Consider the following 18,401-nt stretch of genomic DNA (forward strand, 5'->3'; position numbering starts at 1 on the left):
GCTTCACCGGCAATCTCGACACTCGCTGACGCATGGCTTCTATCCGTGACCGTCGCTATCGCCGGAGATCGTCGCTCACCTCTCGAACATCCCCGTGGCGTTTATGTAACCTCGTTCGGAACAAGGGGGTATGGCCGCGATACTTGCGGAAAACCTGTCGGGCAAAGACGTGATGGGGACTGACGGCGCTGAGATCGGCAGTCTCTACAACATCACGATGGACTTCTCCTCGGGCGCGCTGCACAACCTCGTCATCGACCCCGCGGAGTCGCTCCGCAACACGAACTTCGAGTACAGTGACCAGGGCCGCCTGCTTGTCCCGGTTGAACGGGTCAAGGCGGTGAAAGACCACATGATTGTCAAACGCTAGATGTACGTTCTTGACTCCTCGGCATTTATCAACGAGTATCACACCGACGAGCAGATAGCGACGATTCCACTCGTCAGAGAGGAACTGGAAGACGAGGCCGCCTATCGCTTCGACGCCCTCGAAGGCTCGGGGATGCACCTTCACATTCCCGAGGACAACACCGTCGAACGCATCGAGCGCGCCGCCAGCGAAACTGGTGACCTCGCGGAGCTCTCAGAAACTGACATCCGGCTGATCGCGGCCGCGTTCGAACTCGACAGCCGTCTCGTCACAGACGATTACGCGATGCAAAACGTCGCGGAGAAACTCGACGTGGCGGTTGAAGTCATCGCCCGTGAGGGGATCTCCGAACAGCGCGAGTGGCTGTTCCAGTGTGCCGGCTGTGGCCGCGAGTTCGACGAGAACCGCGACCGCTGTCCCATCTGTGGTAGCTCACTCTCGCGAAAGAACCCGGCTTAGACGGTCTGTTCGTCCCGGGCTTCGAGCCCGAGGTCGACCAGCTGCGACAGCACTTCTTCCTCTGTGATGCCGTAGCGACGCGCAAGCGTTTCGATAATCCGCGCTTGCTCGTCATCACAGACGATGGTGAACCGCCGAGCCATGCCATCGCCTACAACAGTCGTTTGCATAAATACCCGTCAGACAGCAGTCAGACGGCTCAAATCGCCGCATTTCCTGTAATCTCGATGTACAATGTGAGAAACTGGATGGCGTTGAACGCGCCGTGGATGAAGATCGGCACGAGCAGGTTCTCGGTCTTGAGATAGCTCAGGCCCAGCAGCGTCGAGAGGACGAACACCAGCAGCAATGAGAGGACAGTCTGTGTCGGCGTCCCGGTGCTGTACTGTCCGAAGTGAACGACGCCGAAAACGGCACTGGTGAGTATAATCGCCTGAAGACCACTGAAATCATCGTAGAGGTACTTCTGGATGAGGTTTCGGTAGATAAACTCCTCGCTCGGCGCGATAGTGAGAAACGCCAGCGGGATCATCACGAGCAGGAACGACGGGTCCTCGCGGGCCAGTTCCTCGACGCTGCTTCGCGCGGCTTCCAGCCCGAGTGCCTGAATGAGGTAACTGAAGCCAAACAGCGCGACCATGAGGACGACGACGCCGCCAACGCTGTAGCCGATGTCACGGAGGCTGGGTCGCCGCAGGTCCAGATCGGTCCAGGTCCGGTCCAGCCGGCTGGCGACGGCCGCCCCGAAACCGACGAAGCCGACGCCGATGCCGATAGTGAGCGTAACGTACGCGGGGCCGGTGACAGTCCCACCTTCCAGCGCCGCGGCGCTGACCAGCCCTCCCGCCGCGACCCCGAGAACGACGAACTGGGCGAACACCGTGCCCACGAGGAAGCCGGCCAGCCCGATCCCTGTTGCGACCGAGAGCGCTCTGGCAACCGTGTACAGCCGGTCGTTCGGCACGTCGGTCACCAGCGCCCAGCCCAGCGCAATCGTCACACCTCCGGCCAGCACCGTGAGATAGACCGCGATGCCGACGGTCGCCTCGACGCCAGTACGGAACTCCGGCCCGAAGAAGGCGACGAGCGTCGCGAGCGCTGCGATGACGGCCGCGCCTGTCGCGCCCAGCCCTGCCTGTCTACGGTCAAGTGCGCCGTGACGGACAAGTGAGAAAGCGAGCGCGGCGACGACGAATCCGCCGGCGGCGACCTGTCGGGCGGTGATCGGGCCGACAGTCGTCGGCGGTGTCATCCAGCCGACGACGCCAGTTTCTGTGGCGACGAGTACGACGAGACCGAGGCCAGCGGCGAGCACACCCCAGTTCGCGGCAGTGTCGTCCATTATCGGCAGTCCGTTGCGCCGGCCTAAAGGGACTCCGTTTCGCCGATCCGCAGTCGCTCACGCTCATCGATGACCGCCGTCTCGTCGGTCGCCTCGCCGCGGATGAGCGCCCGCGTGGCGTTTTTGCCCCACTCGACGGCCGGCTGAGTGAACGTCTCCACGTCCGCGAGTTCGCCGACAAGGACACAGGCGGCTTCCATCGCGTACAGCAGTTCGCCGACGCTTTCGGCGTCGAGGCGGTCGATTTCGACTTCCAGCGCGGGCCGCTCAGCAGCCGGCAGGCTCGCCACTGTCGCCTCGTACTCGGCGTCGATAAGGCCGCCGAGGTCGGTTCCGGCGAGATACGACAGGTCCTCGTGGTCCGGGTTGGGAATCGCCACGTCGGCGCGCTCCCGCGGCCGAACGAACGTGACGACTTTGTCGCGGTGGCCAGCGCGGTACAGCTGGAGCTGTGAGTGCTGATCGGTCGCGCCCAGCGCCCGCGCCGGCGTCTGGCCTCTCCCGTCCTTACCCAGACTCTCGGCCCAGAGCTGTGCGAACCACTCGCCGAAGGACTCCAGTCGCTCGGCATAGGGCATGACGGCGTTGACTGTCGCGCCCGCTTCTTCGAGTGCGTAGGTCATCGCGCCGTAGGCGTAGGCCGGCGAGTCGTACAGCGACGGTGCGAGGTCGTCAGCTGCTTTTCGGCCTCCGGCAAGTAGGCCCTCGATGTCGATGTCAAGAATTGCCGGTGGGACGAGCCCGACCGCCGACAGCGCGCTGAACCGGCCCGGGACGCCCTCGGGGACCGGCAGCGTCGGCAGGTCGTGCTGGTCAGCGAGCGCCCGGAGCGGGCCGGATTCGCCCGTCGTGACGACGATGCGCTCGGTCCAGTCGACGCCGCGGTTCTCGTAGGCCTCGCGGACGACGAGGAAGTTCGCCAGCGTCTCCGCCGTCGTCCCCGAACGAGAGACGACGTTGATCGCGGTGTCGGCGAGCGAGAGGCCATCGAGCGTCCGCCGGACGTGCTCCGGGTCGACGTTGTCCAGAACGACGTGACTGCCCGGCTCGTCGGCAAGCGCCTCTGTGATGGTTTTCGCCCCCAGCGCGGAACCACCGATGCCGACGGTGATGACCGATTCGGCGTCGGCGACCGGTGCGACGGCATCCCGAATCACCGCGGCGTCGGTTACTTCGGGGAGGTTCAGCGACGCGTAGCCGAACTCGTCGTCGTCCATTCCCTGCTCGATACGGTCGTGGGCCGCGGCCACCCGCTCGTCTAGGTCGTCCAGCGTCGCTCGCTCGACGCCCGGATCGGCGGCACTGGCAAGCGCGGCTCCGATATCGACGTGCATACTGGGGGTGTCGACGGGCGGATACAAACAACTCCCGGACGGCACGGCAAGCAGCAGACGTGGCTCCGTTGTCACCGCTGGTCGGACAACACCGCGCTTAACCACGCGCTCGCCTAACCCACAGGTATGACAGACGCGACGGCAGAGCAGTCCGTCACAGCCGACGATGACAAGCCCGAACCATACAACGGGCTCCCCGGCGCGTTCCCGTACGCGTTCCGGGCCAGTGACTCGTTGCTGTTCAAAGCCTACGTCCCGGTCGCGCTGTTGCTGTCCGTGGCGATTACGCTCGTGTTCAGCTTCGGCCTGATAACGCAACTTGCCGAAACCGGGAGCGTCCGCGGCGGAACGTTCACGTTTTCGCGGAGCTTCTTCCTGTTCATCGGACTGTTGCTGGTCGCGCCGCTGCTGGCCCCCGTCCTTTCTGTCGCCCGTCGCCATCGACGGACCGGGTCCTCGGTCGGCTACGACCGCGCTCTCGCCCTCTCCGCGTTCGTGTTCATCGGATCGATATATCTCGCGCTGTTGACCTCCGCCCCGGCGGAGCTTCGCGAGCCGACACAGAGCGTCGTCGTCGGGTTCTTCTACTCGCTGCCGCCGATTGCCGGCGTCGTCCCGCCGCTGCTCGCGACGCTGGCGATATATCTGACCCACCGGCTGTTGAAGTAGCGCCGCAGGCCTACGGCCCTCCGCTCCCCTGCGATGACACCCCAGTCCGTTCCCGGGTCGAAACGGGCAAGAACGCCCGCCACAAATCTGTGTCTATGACAGCGATTGAAGGGACATTTCTTGTCACGAACGCCGACGACGCGTCGGCGACGCTTCGGAACGTCGCGGACTCACAGGTGCTGACACTGTCGGACAATCCTGGCGTTGAGGCCGGCGAGGTAGTAGAGGGGACAGTCGAACCGGAGCCGCCGATGGAAGTCACGTACACCGTCACCGAAGTCGCCGAGCGGCGAACGGTCCCCGTCGAGACAGCCGATCTCGCGCCGACGACACAGGCGACCGAAATCGCGGCCGAACAGGCCACCGGCGAGCTGACGACGGTCGAACGCGCCGGAGAGGGCGAGATACACGTCCTGACGGTCCCGGAAGACGAGACAGCCGAGGCCGCGGCGGATATCGTCGACGACGAGGCGACCCTCTCGCGGGCGGCTCGGCTCGGCGTCGACCGTGTCGAGGTTCGGACTGCAGAAGGCGTCGTCAGCGTGCGCTACCTGCCGGACTGACGCGTTCTTTCACCCCTCTCTTCCTATTCGGTCGGCCCGGCGGCGCTCTGGACCTGCCAGCCGCCAGCGACGCCACACGCCTCGCGCTCGGTGTACACGAACTCGGTGTCTTCGGTCACCGCTGTGCCGCCGTCGACGGATTCGACCCGGAGCGGGAAGTCTAGCGTGTCGCCACAGCAGCCGACGCCGACGAACTCCGTCCATACGTCGCCCGGCGCGGCGGTGTCGTGTGTCTTCCCGAGGTACGCACGGAACGGCGAGCCGTCGATTTTGTCGCGGCCCCACCCGCTGAGGTCTGCCGGGTAGGAGAGTTCGACCCTGATTGCGCGCTCTGACATACCAGACCTACGTGATAGACTGTCATAGATGTACGGCACAGCGGATGTCAGCGGCAGTGATTGAGAAGGCTTATTCGGGCCCGTCTCACATCGTTCGGTCATGTTCGAGTTCGAGGTCCCGGAAGTCGATTACACCCGGTATTCGAACCGCCAACTGGTGGCGGTTCCGCTGGCGGTGCTCGTCCTCTCGCTCGCCGTTATCGGCGGCTGGTGGGCGGTCACCGGGGCACCAGTTGACCGGGGTATCGACTTTACTGGCGGGACGGAATTAACGGTAGGGACAAACGCGACGCTCACGAACGAGGAAATCGAAGCCACATTTGACGAGCCGGTTGTTTCAGTACAGGGTATCACGACGACTTCGGATTCCACGTACAAGAACCAGTACGTCGTCACGTTCGACAACTCGACCAGCGTGTCTTCGGTTCGGTCCTCTGTCCAGTCAGCAGAAGAACTGTCGCTGCTGGGGAGCGGAACGACATCACCGCTGTTTGGCGGTCAAAACCAGCGTCTCGCAGTCATCGGTGTCGGGGTCGCGTTCTTGGGGATGAGCCTGCTCGCCTTCGCCTTCTTCCGAACGTTCGTCCCGAGTATCGCCATTGTTATTTCGGCGTTTTCGGACATCATGATTCCGCTCGCGATAATGAATCTCCTAGGAATCAAGCTTTCACTGGGAATCGTCGCAGCATTTCTCATGCTGATCGGGTATTCTGTTGACTCTGATATTCTGTTGAACAACCATGTCCTCAGACGCTCAGGCGGGTTCTACGAATCGACGTACCGTGCGATGCGAACCGGTGTGACGATGACGCTAACCTCGATTGCAGCAATGATCGTGATGGCGGTCGCGGCCACAATATTCGGGATTGGCCTGATGGCCGACATCGGCCTGATACTGGTCATCGGACTGACGGCAGATCTAATGAATACGTACTTACTCAACGTTACGTTGCTTCGCTGGTACAAGTACGAGGGGGCAAACCGATGAGTACCCTTCGCGAAAATTGGCGAGTCACTGTACTGGTCGCGCTTCTCTTAACCAGTGCTATCGCACTGTTTGTTCCCGGTGTTCCTCCGGGAACGGGTGCCGACGCTCCTGAGCAGGGAAGCACATCCGAGCAGCTAACGAACCTCAACTACGGCATTCAGCTCAGCGGTGGGACCCGTCTTCGTGCCCCTATCGTTGGCATCACTGCGGAAAACGTCAACGTGACACAGGCGGATTCGACCCAACTTGAGCAAACAGTGGCCGACGAACTTGACCTTGACACAGTTGACGTCCGGGTCCGGCCTATCTCCTCTGAGCGAAGCACGGGTGCTGTTGAGGTCGTTACAAAGAACGTCACTCATCAGGAACTCCGAACGGCACTTGAGAACAGCGGGTACCAGCCGACCAACGTACGTGACGGCGTAACTCCGGAGACGCGTCGGCAAATGGTCGAGGCCGTTGATGAGAAACTCCGGACCTCAGCGCTCAGCGGTGCGTCAGTCCAGATAGTCAACGTTCCCGGTGGCCAACACTTCCTCAGCATTACTGCCCCAGACCGGGACCGAGAAGAGCTCGTCGACCTGCTGAACGAGCGGGGCACGGTCAAAATATACGCTGTGTATCCCGGCGGTGAAAACGGCTCCTTCGTCCGCGAGGAGGTGCTCAAACGTTCGCAGATGAGTGATATCTCAGCCGCAAACAGGGAAGGCGTTGGTTGGGCAGTGTACATCACAGTCAGCCCGGATGCTGCCGATGGGTTCGCACAGCGAATGGTCGATGCCGGATTCGGTGACGGGGCTCCCTGTGGCAACTACAACCACTCGGATATTCAGCAAACAACCGCTGGTGAGTCGGCTGGCCCTGCACTTTCTAACGACGAACCCGGCTGTCTGGTCCATACGTTAAACGGTGAGGTTGTCACAGCCCGGGGCGTAACGCCAGGTCTCGGTGAGAGCTTTGCCAACGGCGACTTTGCCAACGACCCTGTGTACGTGATGCAAACCGGAAGCTCGGAAAACCCCGCTGAAACGGCCAGCGAAATCGAACTGAACCTTCGGGCCGGGCAGCTTCCGGCACCTCTTGATCTCTCCGAGGACTCCGGATCGTCGCTCGACCCGGCACTTGCCGAGCAGTTCAAGCAGAATTCGCTGTTGACCGGACTATTGGCAGTCCTTGCAGTTAGTCTCGTGGTCTACATGCGATACAAACGGGCTGAGGTCGTCGTTCCGATGGTCGCCACCGCGCTCTCGGAGGTGTTCATCCTCCTCGGGTTCGTCGCATTCGTGCAGTATCCACTGAACCTCTCGCATCTGGCCGGGTTTATCGCGGTCATCGGCACGGGGGTGGACGACCTCATTATCATCGCCGACGAGATCCTGCAGGAGGGGGAAGTCGAGACGGGACGCGTGTTCCAGAGCCGCTTCCGCAAGGCGTTCTGGGTCATTGGTGCGGCCGCAGCCACGACGATCATGGCGATGAGTCCGCTGATGGTTCTGCCCCTTGGCGACCTCTCCGGGTTCGCTATCATCACGATCGTCGGCGTCCTCATCGGCGTGCTCGTGACGCGCCCGGCCTACGGTGACATCTTGCGAAACCTCGTGTTGGACGAGGACTGAGGCCGTCGGCTGTACGCCTTTCACGAACTCCGCCACCGCGAGTGCTTTGTCTCAGTTACACCCAACAGTATGGGCGGTTCCTATTTTCTGCCTATTACCCAGGACTAGTTCGTTCCGAGAACACCACGCTCGTTGTCGTCCTCGTTCAAAAGTCGCCCAGCGTCGACTGTGACGCCGCCGCCAGCACGTCGTCACACGTCGACCACGAGCGGCGAGCACACGCGGGCAGTTCGCCGTGGCGATCGACGTAGTCCGCCAAGAAGGCCCGCGTCGTCGGGTCGCTGGGGTAACCCGAACCCACGTCGCCGTACTCCGCAGCCAGTTCTGCGACGTGTGCGTCGCGGGCCACCTTCGCGATGATTGAGGCTGCACCGACCACCGTGTCCGTCTCGTCGGCCCCGTGTTCCGCGGTCACGGTCACGTCGGCGTCGACCGCGTCTGCAACTCGGCGACCGAACCGCGTCGCGTCGGTGTCGCCGGCGTCGACCGTGCCCGAGAGGGCGTCACGGGCCACCGTCGAGAGCGCCGTTGCCTGTGCATCGACGGTCAGTGTGTTCATGTCCGTCTCGTCGGCGTCGATGCGTTCGACCGGGACCTCGGCGACACCGACGGCGTCTGCCGACTCGCGGATTTCCTCGGCGAGTCGCTCGCGTCGCTCCGGCTTGATGTCCTTCGAGTCGCCGACTCCATCGGGCAGGGTCACGGGGTCGGCTCTAACGGCGGCGGCGAACATCGATCCCAATACCGGTCCTTTCCCGGCTTCGTCGACGCCGAATCGCATGGGTGTCTCCTCGGTGGCGGCGCAAAAACAGCTTCCGGTTGGACAGTGACCCAGCGCGCTACTCCTTGAGATACTCGTCAGTCGCAAACGGTTCGTCCTCGCCCTGCACGTCGATCACGTCGAGTGCGGTCACCACGGCGTCGGTGTCGAGCAGGCCGGCCAGACTCGGCTCCGTGCGCCCCTCGTCGCTGGAGACGAGTTCCTTCACGTACAGGCCGCCCTCGCCGTGGATGCGGAGTTCGGCGTGGCGGTCGTCAGTCAGTTCGCCCTCGGCGTCGTACACCGTCCGCGTCCGGGTGATATCGGCCCGTCGGTGGGTCACTCGCTGGGGCGTCTCCTGCTGGATGGTTGCCCCGTCCAGTTCTGCCAGTGCGTCCTGCAGGGCGTCGGCGTCGACCGCGTCGCCGAACTCCACGTCCATCCGGTAGGTCTTCGAGGCGTCCAGTTCCTTGACGCGCTCGACCATCTCGTGGGTCGCCAGGTGGAGGTTCGTCACTTCGACCTTGCCGTCGGCGAAGGCGTTGATGTCGGCTTCGAGTTCGTCGGCATCCACGTCGCGTTTGCGCGGCTCCATCACCTCGATGACGAACGGGCGGCCGGAGTCGAGCATCCGTGCGTCCACGTCCTCACGGCCGGCGCCGTGGAACACGGCTTCCTCGCCGTCCATCGCTTCACGGACGACGGGTGCGGACAGTTGCTCGACGCTCTCGTCGTAGCGGTAGCCGCTGCCGTCACAGCCGTCACAGGGCTCGCCCTGCCACAGCCCGGTCCCGTTGCAGTCGTTGCAGGGCCACTTCGTCTGGGGAATGTCGCGTTCGAGCTTCCGGTAGCGGCCGTAGACGAACGCCGAGTTGACGTGTGTCTCTACTTCGTCCGTTGCGAGGTCGAGCGTGAGCTGGACTGCTGGACGGCCGAACTCCACTTCCGCGTCGGTCAGGTCGCCGATCCGCTTGCCGACCTCGCGGTTGAGTTCGGTCTTCAGCGCTTCACCAGCGTCGGGGTCTAAGCCTACGTCTTCCCGGAGCAGTTCGTCGTTCTCTTCGAGCAGCGGCGGCACCTTCGTCCCGACCTGGTAGGTGTCGAACTCGTAACCGCGGACGGCGCTTGCGGCCTGCTCGGCCCACCAGTCGAAGCGGTCACACTCTCCTTCACAGACCCAGCAGTCCTCGCTTTCTTCGAAGGGGTCGTTGTCTGCGAGCGCGAGCGTCACCCGCAGGGCGTGGCCCCGTTCGGCGTTGGCCAGCCCGAAACTCCGGTCGGCGAAGAGCCGGCCGAGACAGGAATCACACAGCGGCCCGGTGGCAAGCGCCGCACGGGCGTCCTCGAGTATACTCATTGCCTGAGCCGACGCGTCGCCCCCGTAATTGCGTTTCGACCTCTCGGTCGTGGGAGAGAGTCGGCCTCACTCCCCGGTAACGGTCTCGTCATCCGCGCCCGTCGGCGGCGATTGGTCGAACAGTTCGCCCGGAATCTCCTCGGCCGAGATGGAGATCGACCGCTGGGGGAACGGGATATCGATATCCTCTGCCCGGAATCGCTTGTAGATCGCGCTGTTGAGTTCGTGAGTCGCCCGAGCTGTCAGAGCCGGATTACTGACCCAGCACAGCAGTTCGAAGTTCAGCGCTGAGTCGCCGAACTCCCGGAACCGGACCCGCGGGTTCGGCCGCTCCTGTACGAGGTCCTCGGCTTCGGCCAGTTCCAGAAGGATCTCCTCGACCCGGTCGATATCCGTCCCGTAGGCGACGCCGACGGGGACGCGAATCCGGCGCTTGCGCCGCGGCGTCGACTCGTTGACGATGGCGGCGTTGTTGAGTTTCGAGTTCGGGACGGTGACGAGGATGTCATCGCGGGTGCGGATGACCGTCGACCGGACGGAGATATCCTCGACGCGGCCGCGTTCGCCAGTTTCGAGGACGACGAAATCGCCGACTGCGTATGTCCCGTCGAGGTACAGCGACAGCGAGCCGAAAAAGTTCGCCAGTGTGTCCCGGGCCGCCAGCCCGACGATGATGCCCATAATCCCCGCCGAGGCCAGCAGCGGCGTCACGTCGATGTCCCACAGAATCAACAAAAGTAGGACGCCTCCGCCCGAGATGAGTGCGCTCCAGACGTTCTGGAGGATGGGGACCATCTGGCGGTCGATGTATGCTGAATCTGTCGCGATAGCGGACGCCTGACGACCGATTCGAAGCAGTGTCACCATCCAGACGATGACGACCAGCGAGAGCGTCCCGGCCTCCAGCGAGACAGCGATGGCCGGGCGAATGTCGTAAATCTGCGCGCCGGCGTACGCACCGCCGAGGCCGACTGTGACGTACACGGCGGTGTGAATTCCACGGAAGACGATGTCGTCGATGTCGCCCTCGATGTGCGGCGTGACCCGCTTGAGCAGTCGGTCACCGAGGACGCGGATGACCAGTGCGAGCGCGACGCCGCTACCGACGAGCACCAGAAACCCCTGCCAGGCTGGCAGTCCTGACAGCAGGTCTACCACCTCGCTTCCCAGTTGCATACCCCCGCTTGGACACCGGGGCTATATATACTGCCACGTCGACGGCCCGAACCGAACGGCCTTTGTCCCGCGGCGTCCGCTCCGTGGGTATGAACCCGATTCTCGTCGCTATTCTGCTGGGCCTGCTGCAAGGGGTGCTGGAGTGGATTCCAGTCTCCAGTGAGGGCGGCGTTGCCCTCGCGTCGACGGTGGTCACAGGCGTCTCACCCGCCGCTGCGACCCGCCTCGCACTCTTTCTCCACGCCGGAACGGCAGTTGCGGCCACGGCCTACTACCGCACCGAGGTCCGAACTATCCTCCATTCGATCCGGGAACTCTCTCGCCGGCCGTTCGCCGACGAGACGGCGGATCTCTCGTTTATCGTCATCGCGACGGCGGCGACCGCCGTCACCGGCCTCCCCGCGTATCTAGCTCTCGACGCGGCCGTTTCGGAGCTTGAGGGTGGTCTCTTTCTGGCGCTGGTCGGCGGCCTGCTCGTCATCACCGGCCTCCTCCAGCGCTTCGCCGCGGCGCTGTCACTGGGCGAGCGTGAGGTTCCGGACGGGCTCGACGCCGTTCTGGTCGGCGTGTTGCAGGGACTGGCCATCCTCCCTGGCGTCTCCCGGTCCGGGACGACGGTAAGCGCGCTGTTGCTCCGGGGCCACGAGGGCGAGTCGTCGCTTCGGCTCTCGTTTCTGCTGTCGATTCCGGCTGCGCTCGCTGCCAACGCACTGGTTCTCGTCGACGACGGCGTCCCCGCAATCGACCCGCTGCCAGCTGTCGTCGCGCTCGTCGTGAGCGCTGTCGTCGGCTACCTCACCGTCGACGCGCTGGTCCGACTGGTGCGGCAGGTCCCGTTCTGGGCGGTCTGTACAGTGTTCGGCGGTCTCGGCGTCATCGGTGGGTTGCTTGTCGCGCTGTGAGAGCGGTGCTGGAACTTATTTACCCTTCGGCGTCAAATCTCTAATATCAGCGGCTATGAGTGGTGACGAACGCAAGCTAGTCGACACGTCGGGGGACTTCCAGTACGTCGTCCGCGACGGCGACACGGTGACCGACCCGAAGTGGCGCTCCTGTCGACTTATCGTCACCAACAAGCGACTCATTCTGGCGACGAACGGCTCGAAACAGCCCATTCCGCACTCAAACATCACCCTCCCGTCGAACCCCGACGATCTGGTTCCCGACGGTGGAACTGGCGGCGCAACTGCGCTGGAGGTGGGCAATAACGTCCTTCTCGTCGATACGCCGAATCTGGACGACTTCGAGACGGAGTACGTTCGCGCGACGCTGCAGGGCGAGGTCATTCTCGCGCGACAGCAAGCGGTCGTCGGCGGTGTCGTTCAGGAGGACGCCGAGTGGAGCAAAGCGCGGTTTCAACTGGACGACGACATCATCCGCCTCCAGTTCCCCGGCGGCAAGAGTATGTCCTTCGAAATCGAGGATGTCGGCACTATCGAAACCGGGACTAGTACGGTGATGGGTCAGGAGCGGGAGGTCATTGAGGTCGAACACACTGACGACCAGGACCGTAGCGTCGAAACCCACATTTCGGGGATGGACCACCACACGCGGGCGCTGAAGACGCTGTTTACCCGCGTTATTGAGGACCGCGAGGACGATTACGAACTCTCAGAGATGGAGAGCCAGGTGTTGATGGCGCTGTACTCCGGCGTCTCTCCGTTTGAAATGTCTGATTTCGTCGGAACCACGCCTGACGAGGTCGAGGAAATCTATCAGAAACTGCTTGAGATTGGTGCGGTTGACGAGGTCCGGGTTCGGACCGAAGTCGCGCTGAACGCGCAGGGGCGGAATATGGCGAGTGAAGCGATGAGTGAGAAGTAGAGGGGGCGCGAACGTAGTGAGCGGCCCTTGGATAGCGAACGGGGAGCGTTAGCGACCCGTGAGCCATAGTACGGCGCTACGCACCGCTGAACGACTGCCTTCGGCTCCGCTCCGGAAAATCATGCGGGGACCAGTCCCGAGTCGGAGTCGTAGGACAGCCTCGCCGAACGGCGCGCCCAGTGTGAGCCACAATAGCAGTTCGCCTGCCGCGCCCCACGGCTCGACGGACTCGCGGGCCGCTCCCGTCTCGCCGCCGTTACTCGGGCAGGTACTCGACGTCCTCAGCCTCCGTCACTGACACCCCATCCGGGAGTTCTGACTCCGGAACTGGCGTCAGCGTGAGGACTTCACCCGCCTCGGTCTGTACCCACTCCTGTCCTGTCGCTTGACTCCAATCGTGTGGCTCCCAGAACCCCGACTCGAAGCGCATCCAGATGTCGAGACCACTGTAGTACTCTCCCGTCGAACTTTCGTATATCATTGCTGACTCAACAGCGACTGCTGCCGTCGAAGAAGTCAATTCACCTACATGGTATTATTACTACCGGCAGGGCGGAAATTCGCCGGGCTTGAGAATGGAGGGATGCTTGGATAGCACGGGTACAGCGGTGGTTCGGCCACTGTCTGAATATATTTCACATGGGAGTCGTGAACTGACTGTGAATCAGTCGCAATCGTGAAAAACGGAGGGTGGACTACTGCTGTTCCATCGCCACCTCAAGCGACCAGAAGAAGCCGTAGTACGCGACGACGCCGGCGGCGAGCGTCAGGTAGTAAGCCCACTGTGGAGCCGATAGCAAATCGAAGATGACGCTCACCGCAGTCACCCAGGCGATAGCGAACACGAGGTCGACGAACATACCCCGTTTGTGGTCGCGCACGTGGTCGCGGAGGGTGTCGACGACGCTCATCGGTCCCCTCGCACCATCCATGGCGGTCGTAGTCGGTTCTGTCCCATGCTATTCACGCTTCGATATCCGTCTCGCCGTGGACGTCGACGACGAGCACCGGCAGTCGCGTCCGGCGCAGCACCTTCTCCGTGACGCTACCGAGGATGACACGTTTGAGGCCCGAGCGGCCGTGGGACCCCATCACGACGAGGTCGATGTCGTTGTCCTCGACGAACTTTCGGATGGCGCGGGCCGGTTCGCCAGCAGTGATGTGTTCTTCCACGTCGACGCCGTGCTCGGCGGCGCGGTCGCGGACGTAGCCGGTGGCTTCGTCTGCGTCGGATTTGACCTCTGTCATCTCCTCCAAGTTCCCCTGTCGGATACGGTCGACCTGCTCTGTCCCCAGCGAGTAGCTGGTGGCGTCGACGTCGACGACGTACAGCGCGTGGACCGTCGCGCCGTACTTCGAGGCGAGATCGACTGCCTGATCGACCGCGTTTTCGGCGGTTTCGCTGCCGTCGGTCGGAACGAGGATGTTGTCGTACATTGGTTTAGTCGTCCGCGGGGGTGCCGCCGCCGGTGTTGTCGCCGACGACGTCTGCGGCGGTTTCCTGCTGTCCCATCGGTTCGGGGCTGTGACACTGTCGAACCATTTTCTTCGTCTCCAGCGGCGGCTCCGGCGTCGCCAGCGAGACGGCGATGGTCACGATGAACACGAGCGGCGTCCCGATCAGCGCAGCGCCGATTGGTGGGACGTACTGGGCGTATATCGGAACGAGCGCGCCGCTCTCTCCAGCGGCTGTGCCGAGCGCGCCGATGTAGTTCGGCAGGACGCTGTTGATAATCGAGGTGATCCAGATGAGCAGACCGAGCACCATCCCGGCCAGTGCGCCCTGGCGGTTCGTGTTCTCCCACCAGAGGCCGAGGAAGAACATCGGGAACAGGACGACGCCAGCCAGCGAGAACGCGTAGGCGACCAGCTCGCCGATGAGCGCTGGTGGATTGAACGCGGTCACCGTCACCAGCGCGCCCATGCCAATAATCGTCCCGCGACCGATGAGCACCTGCTGTCGCTGGGTCGCATCGGGATTAATTAGCTCGGTGTAGATGTCGTGTGCGACCGCGGAGGAGGCTGTGATGAACAGGCCAGCCGTCGTCGCGATAGCCGCGGCCATCGCACCGGCCGCCACGAGGCCGACGAACCACGTCGGGAGGTTGGCGAACTGTGCGGCGAGCACGACGATCACGTCACCTTCAGCGCCGGACATGCCGCCTTCCGCGGCGTAGGCGCTCGCGCCCGTCGTCGCTTGGAAGAGGTCGACGCCGAAGGCCGCCATCGCGGGCGACGCCCAGTAGAGCAGGAGAATGAATAACAGCCCCCATACGCAGGACCAGCGAGCGACGCGCTCACTTCTGACCGTGTAGAATCGGACGAGGACGTGCGGGAGGCCACAGGTCCCGACAATGAGCGAGAACGCCGTCGCGATCCAGAGGTAGAACGGCTGGTTCACGAACGGCGCAGAGAACTCGCGGCCGAGGTCGGCGATCAGCGCGCCGTACTCGATCTGCGGGAGAACCGTCGAGTATCCCTGCGAGAAGCCGACGACGTACACGCCCGCGAGGAACGCGACGATGAGGATCGTGTACTGGACGGCCATGTTCTTGGTCGCGCCCAACATCCCCGAGAGCGCGAGGTAGCCGACGGTGATCGTCATCATCACGACGATCATCGGAATGATGTCGAGCCCGAAGACGTACTGCCCGACCAGTCCCATGCCGCGGGCCTGCCCGACGGAGTAGACGTACGCGATGAGCAGCGTGGTGAACGCGGCCAGCGCGCGGGCAGTCGGTGAGTTGAACCGGTCACCCACGAAGTCCGGCGCGGTGTACTTTCCGAACCGCCGCATCTGCGCCGCTAGGAAGATGAGCAGGACGAAGTAGCCGGTCGTCCAGCCGACGATGAACGCCAGCCCGTAGAAGCCAGAGAGCGCGACCAGCCCGGCGAGTCCCAGATACGAAGCCGCGGACATCCAGTTCGCGCCGATGGCCATCCCGTTCTCGATGTTGCCGATGCCGCGGCCCGCGACCCACATCCCCTCGGTGTCGGCCACCTTGAACACGTAGCCGATGACGAGGAACGACGCCATCATCAGGAAGACGATGATCGCCGGGACGAGCTTGAACGAGATGTCGAGCGCATCGGCCTGTAGCGGGACTGTCACTGCTCGACACCTCCGTCAGTGGCTGCTGGCTCGCCCGCCTCGGGAGCCGTGTTTTCGACGGACTCGGAATCGATGCCGTACTTCTGGTCGAGCCGGTCCCGGTAGCGCGTGTAGACGACCGCCAGAATGAGCGCGCCCGTGGGTGCACCGAACGAGACGAGGAAATAGTGCAGCGGAAAACCGAACAGGGGCGTCTGCACGGTCATCATCTCCGGCGCGAGTGCGGTCAGCGTCACCGGGCCGAACACGACCAGCGCCCAGAGCAGGAAACTACTCCAGATGATCTTCAGGTGGTCCCGCATAAACGGCGTGCTCGGCCGTAGCAGGTTCACTTCCCTGTCGAGGTAGTCGATGTCGTCGTGGTCGTCGTCAGCGCCACTTTCTGGTTGGATAGTTGACTCTTCTCGGTCCACAGGCGTGTCTCTTGACATGGGTTGATAGGTTGAAAATTCGTGGTGCTGTTCGCCGCTACGGCTCAGTCTCCCTGAACCTTGGTCTCGATATCACTGACGACATCAGGGTTTCGTAGCGTACTCGTATCGCCCAGTTCTTCGCCGTTCGCGATGTCTTCTAGCAGGCGGCGCATGATTTTCCCGGAGCGGGTCTTCGGCAGCTCGGGCGTGAAGATGACGGCTTCCGGCCGGGCAATCGGTCCGATAGCGTCCTCAACACCGTCGATAATCGCGCTTCGAAGCTCCTCGTCCTCTTCGTAGCCGTCCTCGGTAATGACGTACGCGTACACCGCCTCGCCCTTGATGTCGTGGTCGCCACCGACGACGGCGGCTTCAGCGACACCTTCCACGCCGACGATGGCACTCTCGATCTCCATCGTCCCGAGGCGGTGGCCGGAGACGTTGATCACGTCGTCGACCCGTCCCAGCACGGTGATGTAGCCGTCATCGTCGATTTTCGCGCCGTCTTCGGGGAAGTACACCCAGTCGTCGGAGTCGTCGCTGTCGGTGTCCGAGTACTCCGCCCAGTACTCGTTGATAAACCGCTCGTCGTTCTTGTACAGCGTCCGGAGCATCCCGGGCCACGGCTTGTCGACGGTCAGGTAGCCGGCGCGACCGGGTTCGACTTCCTCACCCTCGGTGTCGACGATGCGTACGTCGTTGCCCGGCAGCGGCGGCCCGGCCGATCCGGGTTTCATGTCCTTGACGCCGGGCAGCGTCGTTATCATCATGCCGCCAGTCTCGGTCTGCCACCAGGTGTCGACGACGGGACACTCTTCGTTGCCGATGTGCTTGTAGTACCATTTCCAGGCCCGGGGGTTGATTGGCTCGCCGACCGTGCCCAGCAGTCGCAGGCTGGAGAGGTCGTGTTTTTCGGGGTACTCCTTGCCCCACTTCATGAACGCGCGAATGGCCGTCGGCGCGGTGTAGAGCTGATCGGCCTCGTACTCCTCGACAATGTCCCAGAGACGGTCCTTGTCGGGGTAGTCCGGCGTCCCCTCGTACATCATCGTCGTGGTGCCCAGCGCAAGCGGGCCGTAGACGATGTAGGAGTGGCCGGTAATCCAGCCGATGTCGGCAGAGCAGAAGTACGTGTCCTCGGGTTTGATATCGAGCACCGCCTGGGAGGTCCAGGCCGCCCAGGCGAGGTAGCCACCGGTAGAGTGTTTGACGCCCTTCGGTTTCCCGGTCGTCCCGGAGGTGTACATGAGGAACAGCATGTCCTCGGCGTCGCGGTCGACCGGGTCGACCGTTGCACCCTCATTGTCCGCGATGACGTCCTCGAAGGCGACCTGATTGTCCGCGTAGTCGTGGTCGAAGCCGTCACCGTCCATCAGGCGCTCGGCGACGATGGCGCGTTCGACCTCGTGGTCGACGCCGCTCAGTCCTTCGTTGGCTTTGTCGAGATGGTCGAGCGGGTCACCACGGCGGTAGTAGCCGTCGCAGGTGACCAGATACTCCGAGTCGGCGGCGTTCATCCGCGTCGCGAGCGCGTCCGCAGAGAAGCCGGCGAACACGACGGAGTGAGGCGCGCCGATGCGGGCACAGGCCAGCATGGCGATGGGGAGCTGTGGAATCATCGGCATATACATCGTCACGACGTCGTCCTCGCCGACGCCCATCTCCCGCAGGCCAGCTGCGAACTCGTTGACTTTCCGGTGGAGTTCCTCGTAGGTGTAGGTGATGTTGTCTTCCTCGACCGGTTCGCCGACCCATTCGATAGCGGCTTCGTCGCCGCGCTCGTCGAGGTGCCGGTCCAGGCAGTTCGCCGAGGCGTTTAGCGTCCCGTCCGTGAACCACTCGTAGAACGGCGGGTTCGAGTCGTCGAGTACCTGATCGTAGTCCTCCTCCCAGTCGAGGAGGTCGGCGGCTCCCTCCCAGCACTCCGGCCAGTTCTCCTCGAACTCGTCGTAGATACCCTCGTCTGTCACGTTCGCCTGCTCGACGAACGACTCCGGGGGCTCGAAAACCTCCTGCTCCGCAAGCCGCGCTTCTAGCTGGACATCTTCATCTGACATGGTCTATCATCGATATTTCACAG

Annotated in this window: 21 protein-coding genes; 8 read left to right on the forward strand and 13 right to left on the reverse strand. The window is 63.2% G+C overall.

Going from position 1 to position 18,401, the window contains the following annotated elements:
- Positions 1-130: 130 nt before the first annotated feature.
- Positions 131-370, forward strand: a complete 240-nt coding sequence (locus IEY38_RS10705; RefSeq protein WP_004518435.1) for a PRC-barrel domain-containing protein — start codon at positions 131-133, stop codon at positions 368-370.
- A complete protein-coding gene (locus tag IEY38_RS10710; RefSeq protein WP_004518436.1) occupies positions 371-829 on the forward strand; it encodes an NOB1 family endonuclease in 459 nt (152 codons plus the stop codon).
- On the opposite strand, the gene IEY38_RS10715 is transcribed toward IEY38_RS10710, so the two are convergent.
- The 3 genes from IEY38_RS10715 to IEY38_RS10725 are packed head-to-tail and all read right to left on the reverse strand — an operon-like array spanning position 826 to position 3,505.
- On the reverse strand, positions 826-972 hold the full coding sequence (locus IEY38_RS10715; RefSeq protein ID WP_188977680.1) for a CopG family transcriptional regulator: 147 nt from the start codon (positions 970-972) through the stop codon (positions 826-828). The genes IEY38_RS10710 and IEY38_RS10715 overlap by 4 nt on opposite strands.
- A gap of 56 nt (positions 973-1,028) precedes the next feature.
- Complete coding sequence (locus tag IEY38_RS10720) at positions 1,029-2,171, reverse strand: CPBP family intramembrane glutamic endopeptidase (RefSeq protein ID WP_188977682.1); 1,143 nt, start codon at positions 2,169-2,171, stop codon at positions 1,029-1,031.
- Positions 2,172-2,194: 23 nt separating this feature from the next.
- Positions 2,195-3,505 (reverse strand): glucose-6-phosphate isomerase, encoded by a 1,311-nt coding sequence (locus tag IEY38_RS10725; protein WP_188977684.1) that lies wholly within the window; start codon positions 3,503-3,505, stop codon positions 2,195-2,197.
- Between the two features lie 126 nt (positions 3,506-3,631).
- On the opposite strand from IEY38_RS10725, the gene IEY38_RS10730 reads away from it, so the two are divergent.
- A complete protein-coding gene (locus IEY38_RS10730; RefSeq protein WP_188977686.1) occupies positions 3,632-4,174 on the forward strand; it encodes a hypothetical protein in 543 nt (180 codons plus the stop codon).
- A 95-nt stretch (positions 4,175-4,269) separates the two neighbouring features.
- Positions 4,270-4,737, forward strand: a complete 468-nt coding sequence (locus IEY38_RS10735; protein WP_188977688.1) for a DUF5812 family protein — start codon at positions 4,270-4,272, stop codon at positions 4,735-4,737.
- A gap of 23 nt (positions 4,738-4,760) precedes the next feature.
- Here IEY38_RS10735 and IEY38_RS10740 read toward each other — a convergent pair whose 3' ends face one another.
- Positions 4,761-5,075, reverse strand: coding sequence for a hypothetical protein (locus tag IEY38_RS10740; protein ID WP_005536152.1), 315 nt, complete (start codon positions 5,073-5,075; stop codon positions 4,761-4,763).
- 100 nt (positions 5,076-5,175) lie between these two features.
- Between IEY38_RS10740 and secF the strand changes: the two genes are divergently transcribed.
- Together secF and IEY38_RS10750 are read left to right on the forward strand one after the other, a co-directional pair.
- Positions 5,176-6,063: a protein translocase subunit SecF gene (gene secF / locus IEY38_RS10745; RefSeq protein WP_188977690.1), complete on the forward strand. Its 888-nt coding sequence runs from the start codon at positions 5,176-5,178 to the stop codon at positions 6,061-6,063.
- Positions 6,060-7,679: a preprotein translocase subunit SecD gene (locus IEY38_RS10750; protein WP_188977692.1), complete on the forward strand. Its 1,620-nt coding sequence runs from the start codon at positions 6,060-6,062 to the stop codon at positions 7,677-7,679. Before secF ends, IEY38_RS10750 begins: the two co-directional genes overlap by 4 nt.
- A 145-nt stretch (positions 7,680-7,824) precedes the next feature.
- Here the strand turns inward: IEY38_RS10750 and rnhB are convergent, their stop codons facing one another.
- The 3 genes from rnhB to IEY38_RS10765 form a co-directional block, all read right to left on the reverse strand.
- Positions 7,825-8,460, reverse strand: a complete 636-nt coding sequence (rnhB, locus tag IEY38_RS10755) for a ribonuclease HII (RefSeq protein WP_188977694.1) — start codon at positions 8,458-8,460, stop codon at positions 7,825-7,827.
- Positions 8,461-8,518: 58 nt separating this feature from the next.
- The gene (locus IEY38_RS10760; RefSeq protein ID WP_188977696.1) at positions 8,519-9,796 is read right to left on the reverse strand and encodes a tRNA pseudouridine(54/55) synthase Pus10; all 1,278 of its coding nucleotides are present in this window, start codon (positions 9,794-9,796) and stop codon (positions 8,519-8,521) included.
- Positions 9,797-9,862: 66 nt separating this feature from the next.
- Positions 9,863-10,972, reverse strand: a complete 1,110-nt coding sequence (locus tag IEY38_RS10765) for a mechanosensitive ion channel family protein (protein ID WP_188977698.1) — start codon at positions 10,970-10,972, stop codon at positions 9,863-9,865.
- 89 nt (positions 10,973-11,061) lie between these two features.
- On the opposite strand from IEY38_RS10765, the gene IEY38_RS10770 reads away from it, so the two are divergent.
- Positions 11,062-11,874, forward strand: coding sequence for an undecaprenyl-diphosphate phosphatase (locus IEY38_RS10770; RefSeq protein WP_188977700.1), 813 nt, complete (start codon positions 11,062-11,064; stop codon positions 11,872-11,874).
- Positions 11,875-11,929: 55 nt separating this feature from the next.
- The gene (locus IEY38_RS10775) at positions 11,930-12,796 is read left to right on the forward strand and encodes a CheF family chemotaxis protein (protein WP_188977702.1); all 867 of its coding nucleotides are present in this window, start codon (positions 11,930-11,932) and stop codon (positions 12,794-12,796) included.
- 256 nt (positions 12,797-13,052) lie between these two features.
- Here IEY38_RS10775 and IEY38_RS10780 read toward each other — a convergent pair whose 3' ends face one another.
- From IEY38_RS10780 to acs, 6 genes are all read right to left on the reverse strand, one after another.
- Positions 13,053-13,277 carry a hypothetical protein gene (locus tag IEY38_RS10780; protein ID WP_005536137.1) on the reverse strand — a complete coding sequence of 75 codons (225 nt, stop codon included), beginning with the start codon at positions 13,275-13,277 and terminating at the stop codon, positions 13,053-13,055.
- Positions 13,278-13,491: 214 nt separating this feature from the next.
- Positions 13,492-13,707, reverse strand: coding sequence for a hypothetical protein (locus IEY38_RS10785; RefSeq protein ID WP_170097564.1), 216 nt, complete (start codon positions 13,705-13,707; stop codon positions 13,492-13,494).
- A 52-nt stretch (positions 13,708-13,759) separates the two neighbouring features.
- Positions 13,760-14,233: a universal stress protein gene (locus tag IEY38_RS10790; RefSeq protein ID WP_188977704.1), complete on the reverse strand. Its 474-nt coding sequence runs from the start codon at positions 14,231-14,233 to the stop codon at positions 13,760-13,762.
- A gap of 4 nt (positions 14,234-14,237) precedes the next feature.
- Entirely contained in the window at positions 14,238-15,908 is a 1,671-nt protein-coding gene (locus IEY38_RS10795) for a sodium:solute symporter family transporter (RefSeq protein WP_188977706.1), read from the reverse strand.
- Positions 15,905-16,339, reverse strand: coding sequence for a DUF4212 domain-containing protein (locus IEY38_RS10800; protein WP_188977708.1), 435 nt, complete (start codon positions 16,337-16,339; stop codon positions 15,905-15,907). The genes IEY38_RS10795 and IEY38_RS10800 overlap by 4 nt, the downstream gene beginning before the upstream one ends.
- 44 nt (positions 16,340-16,383) lie before the next feature.
- Positions 16,384-18,378 (reverse strand): acetate--CoA ligase, encoded by a 1,995-nt coding sequence (acs, locus tag IEY38_RS10805; RefSeq protein WP_188977710.1) that lies wholly within the window; start codon positions 18,376-18,378, stop codon positions 16,384-16,386.
- Positions 18,379-18,401 lie beyond the last annotated feature (23 nt).

This window comes from Haloarcula sebkhae, assembly GCF_014647415.1.
GTDB classification, from domain to species: Archaea; Halobacteriota; Halobacteria; order Halobacteriales; family Haloarculaceae; genus Haloarcula; species Haloarcula sebkhae.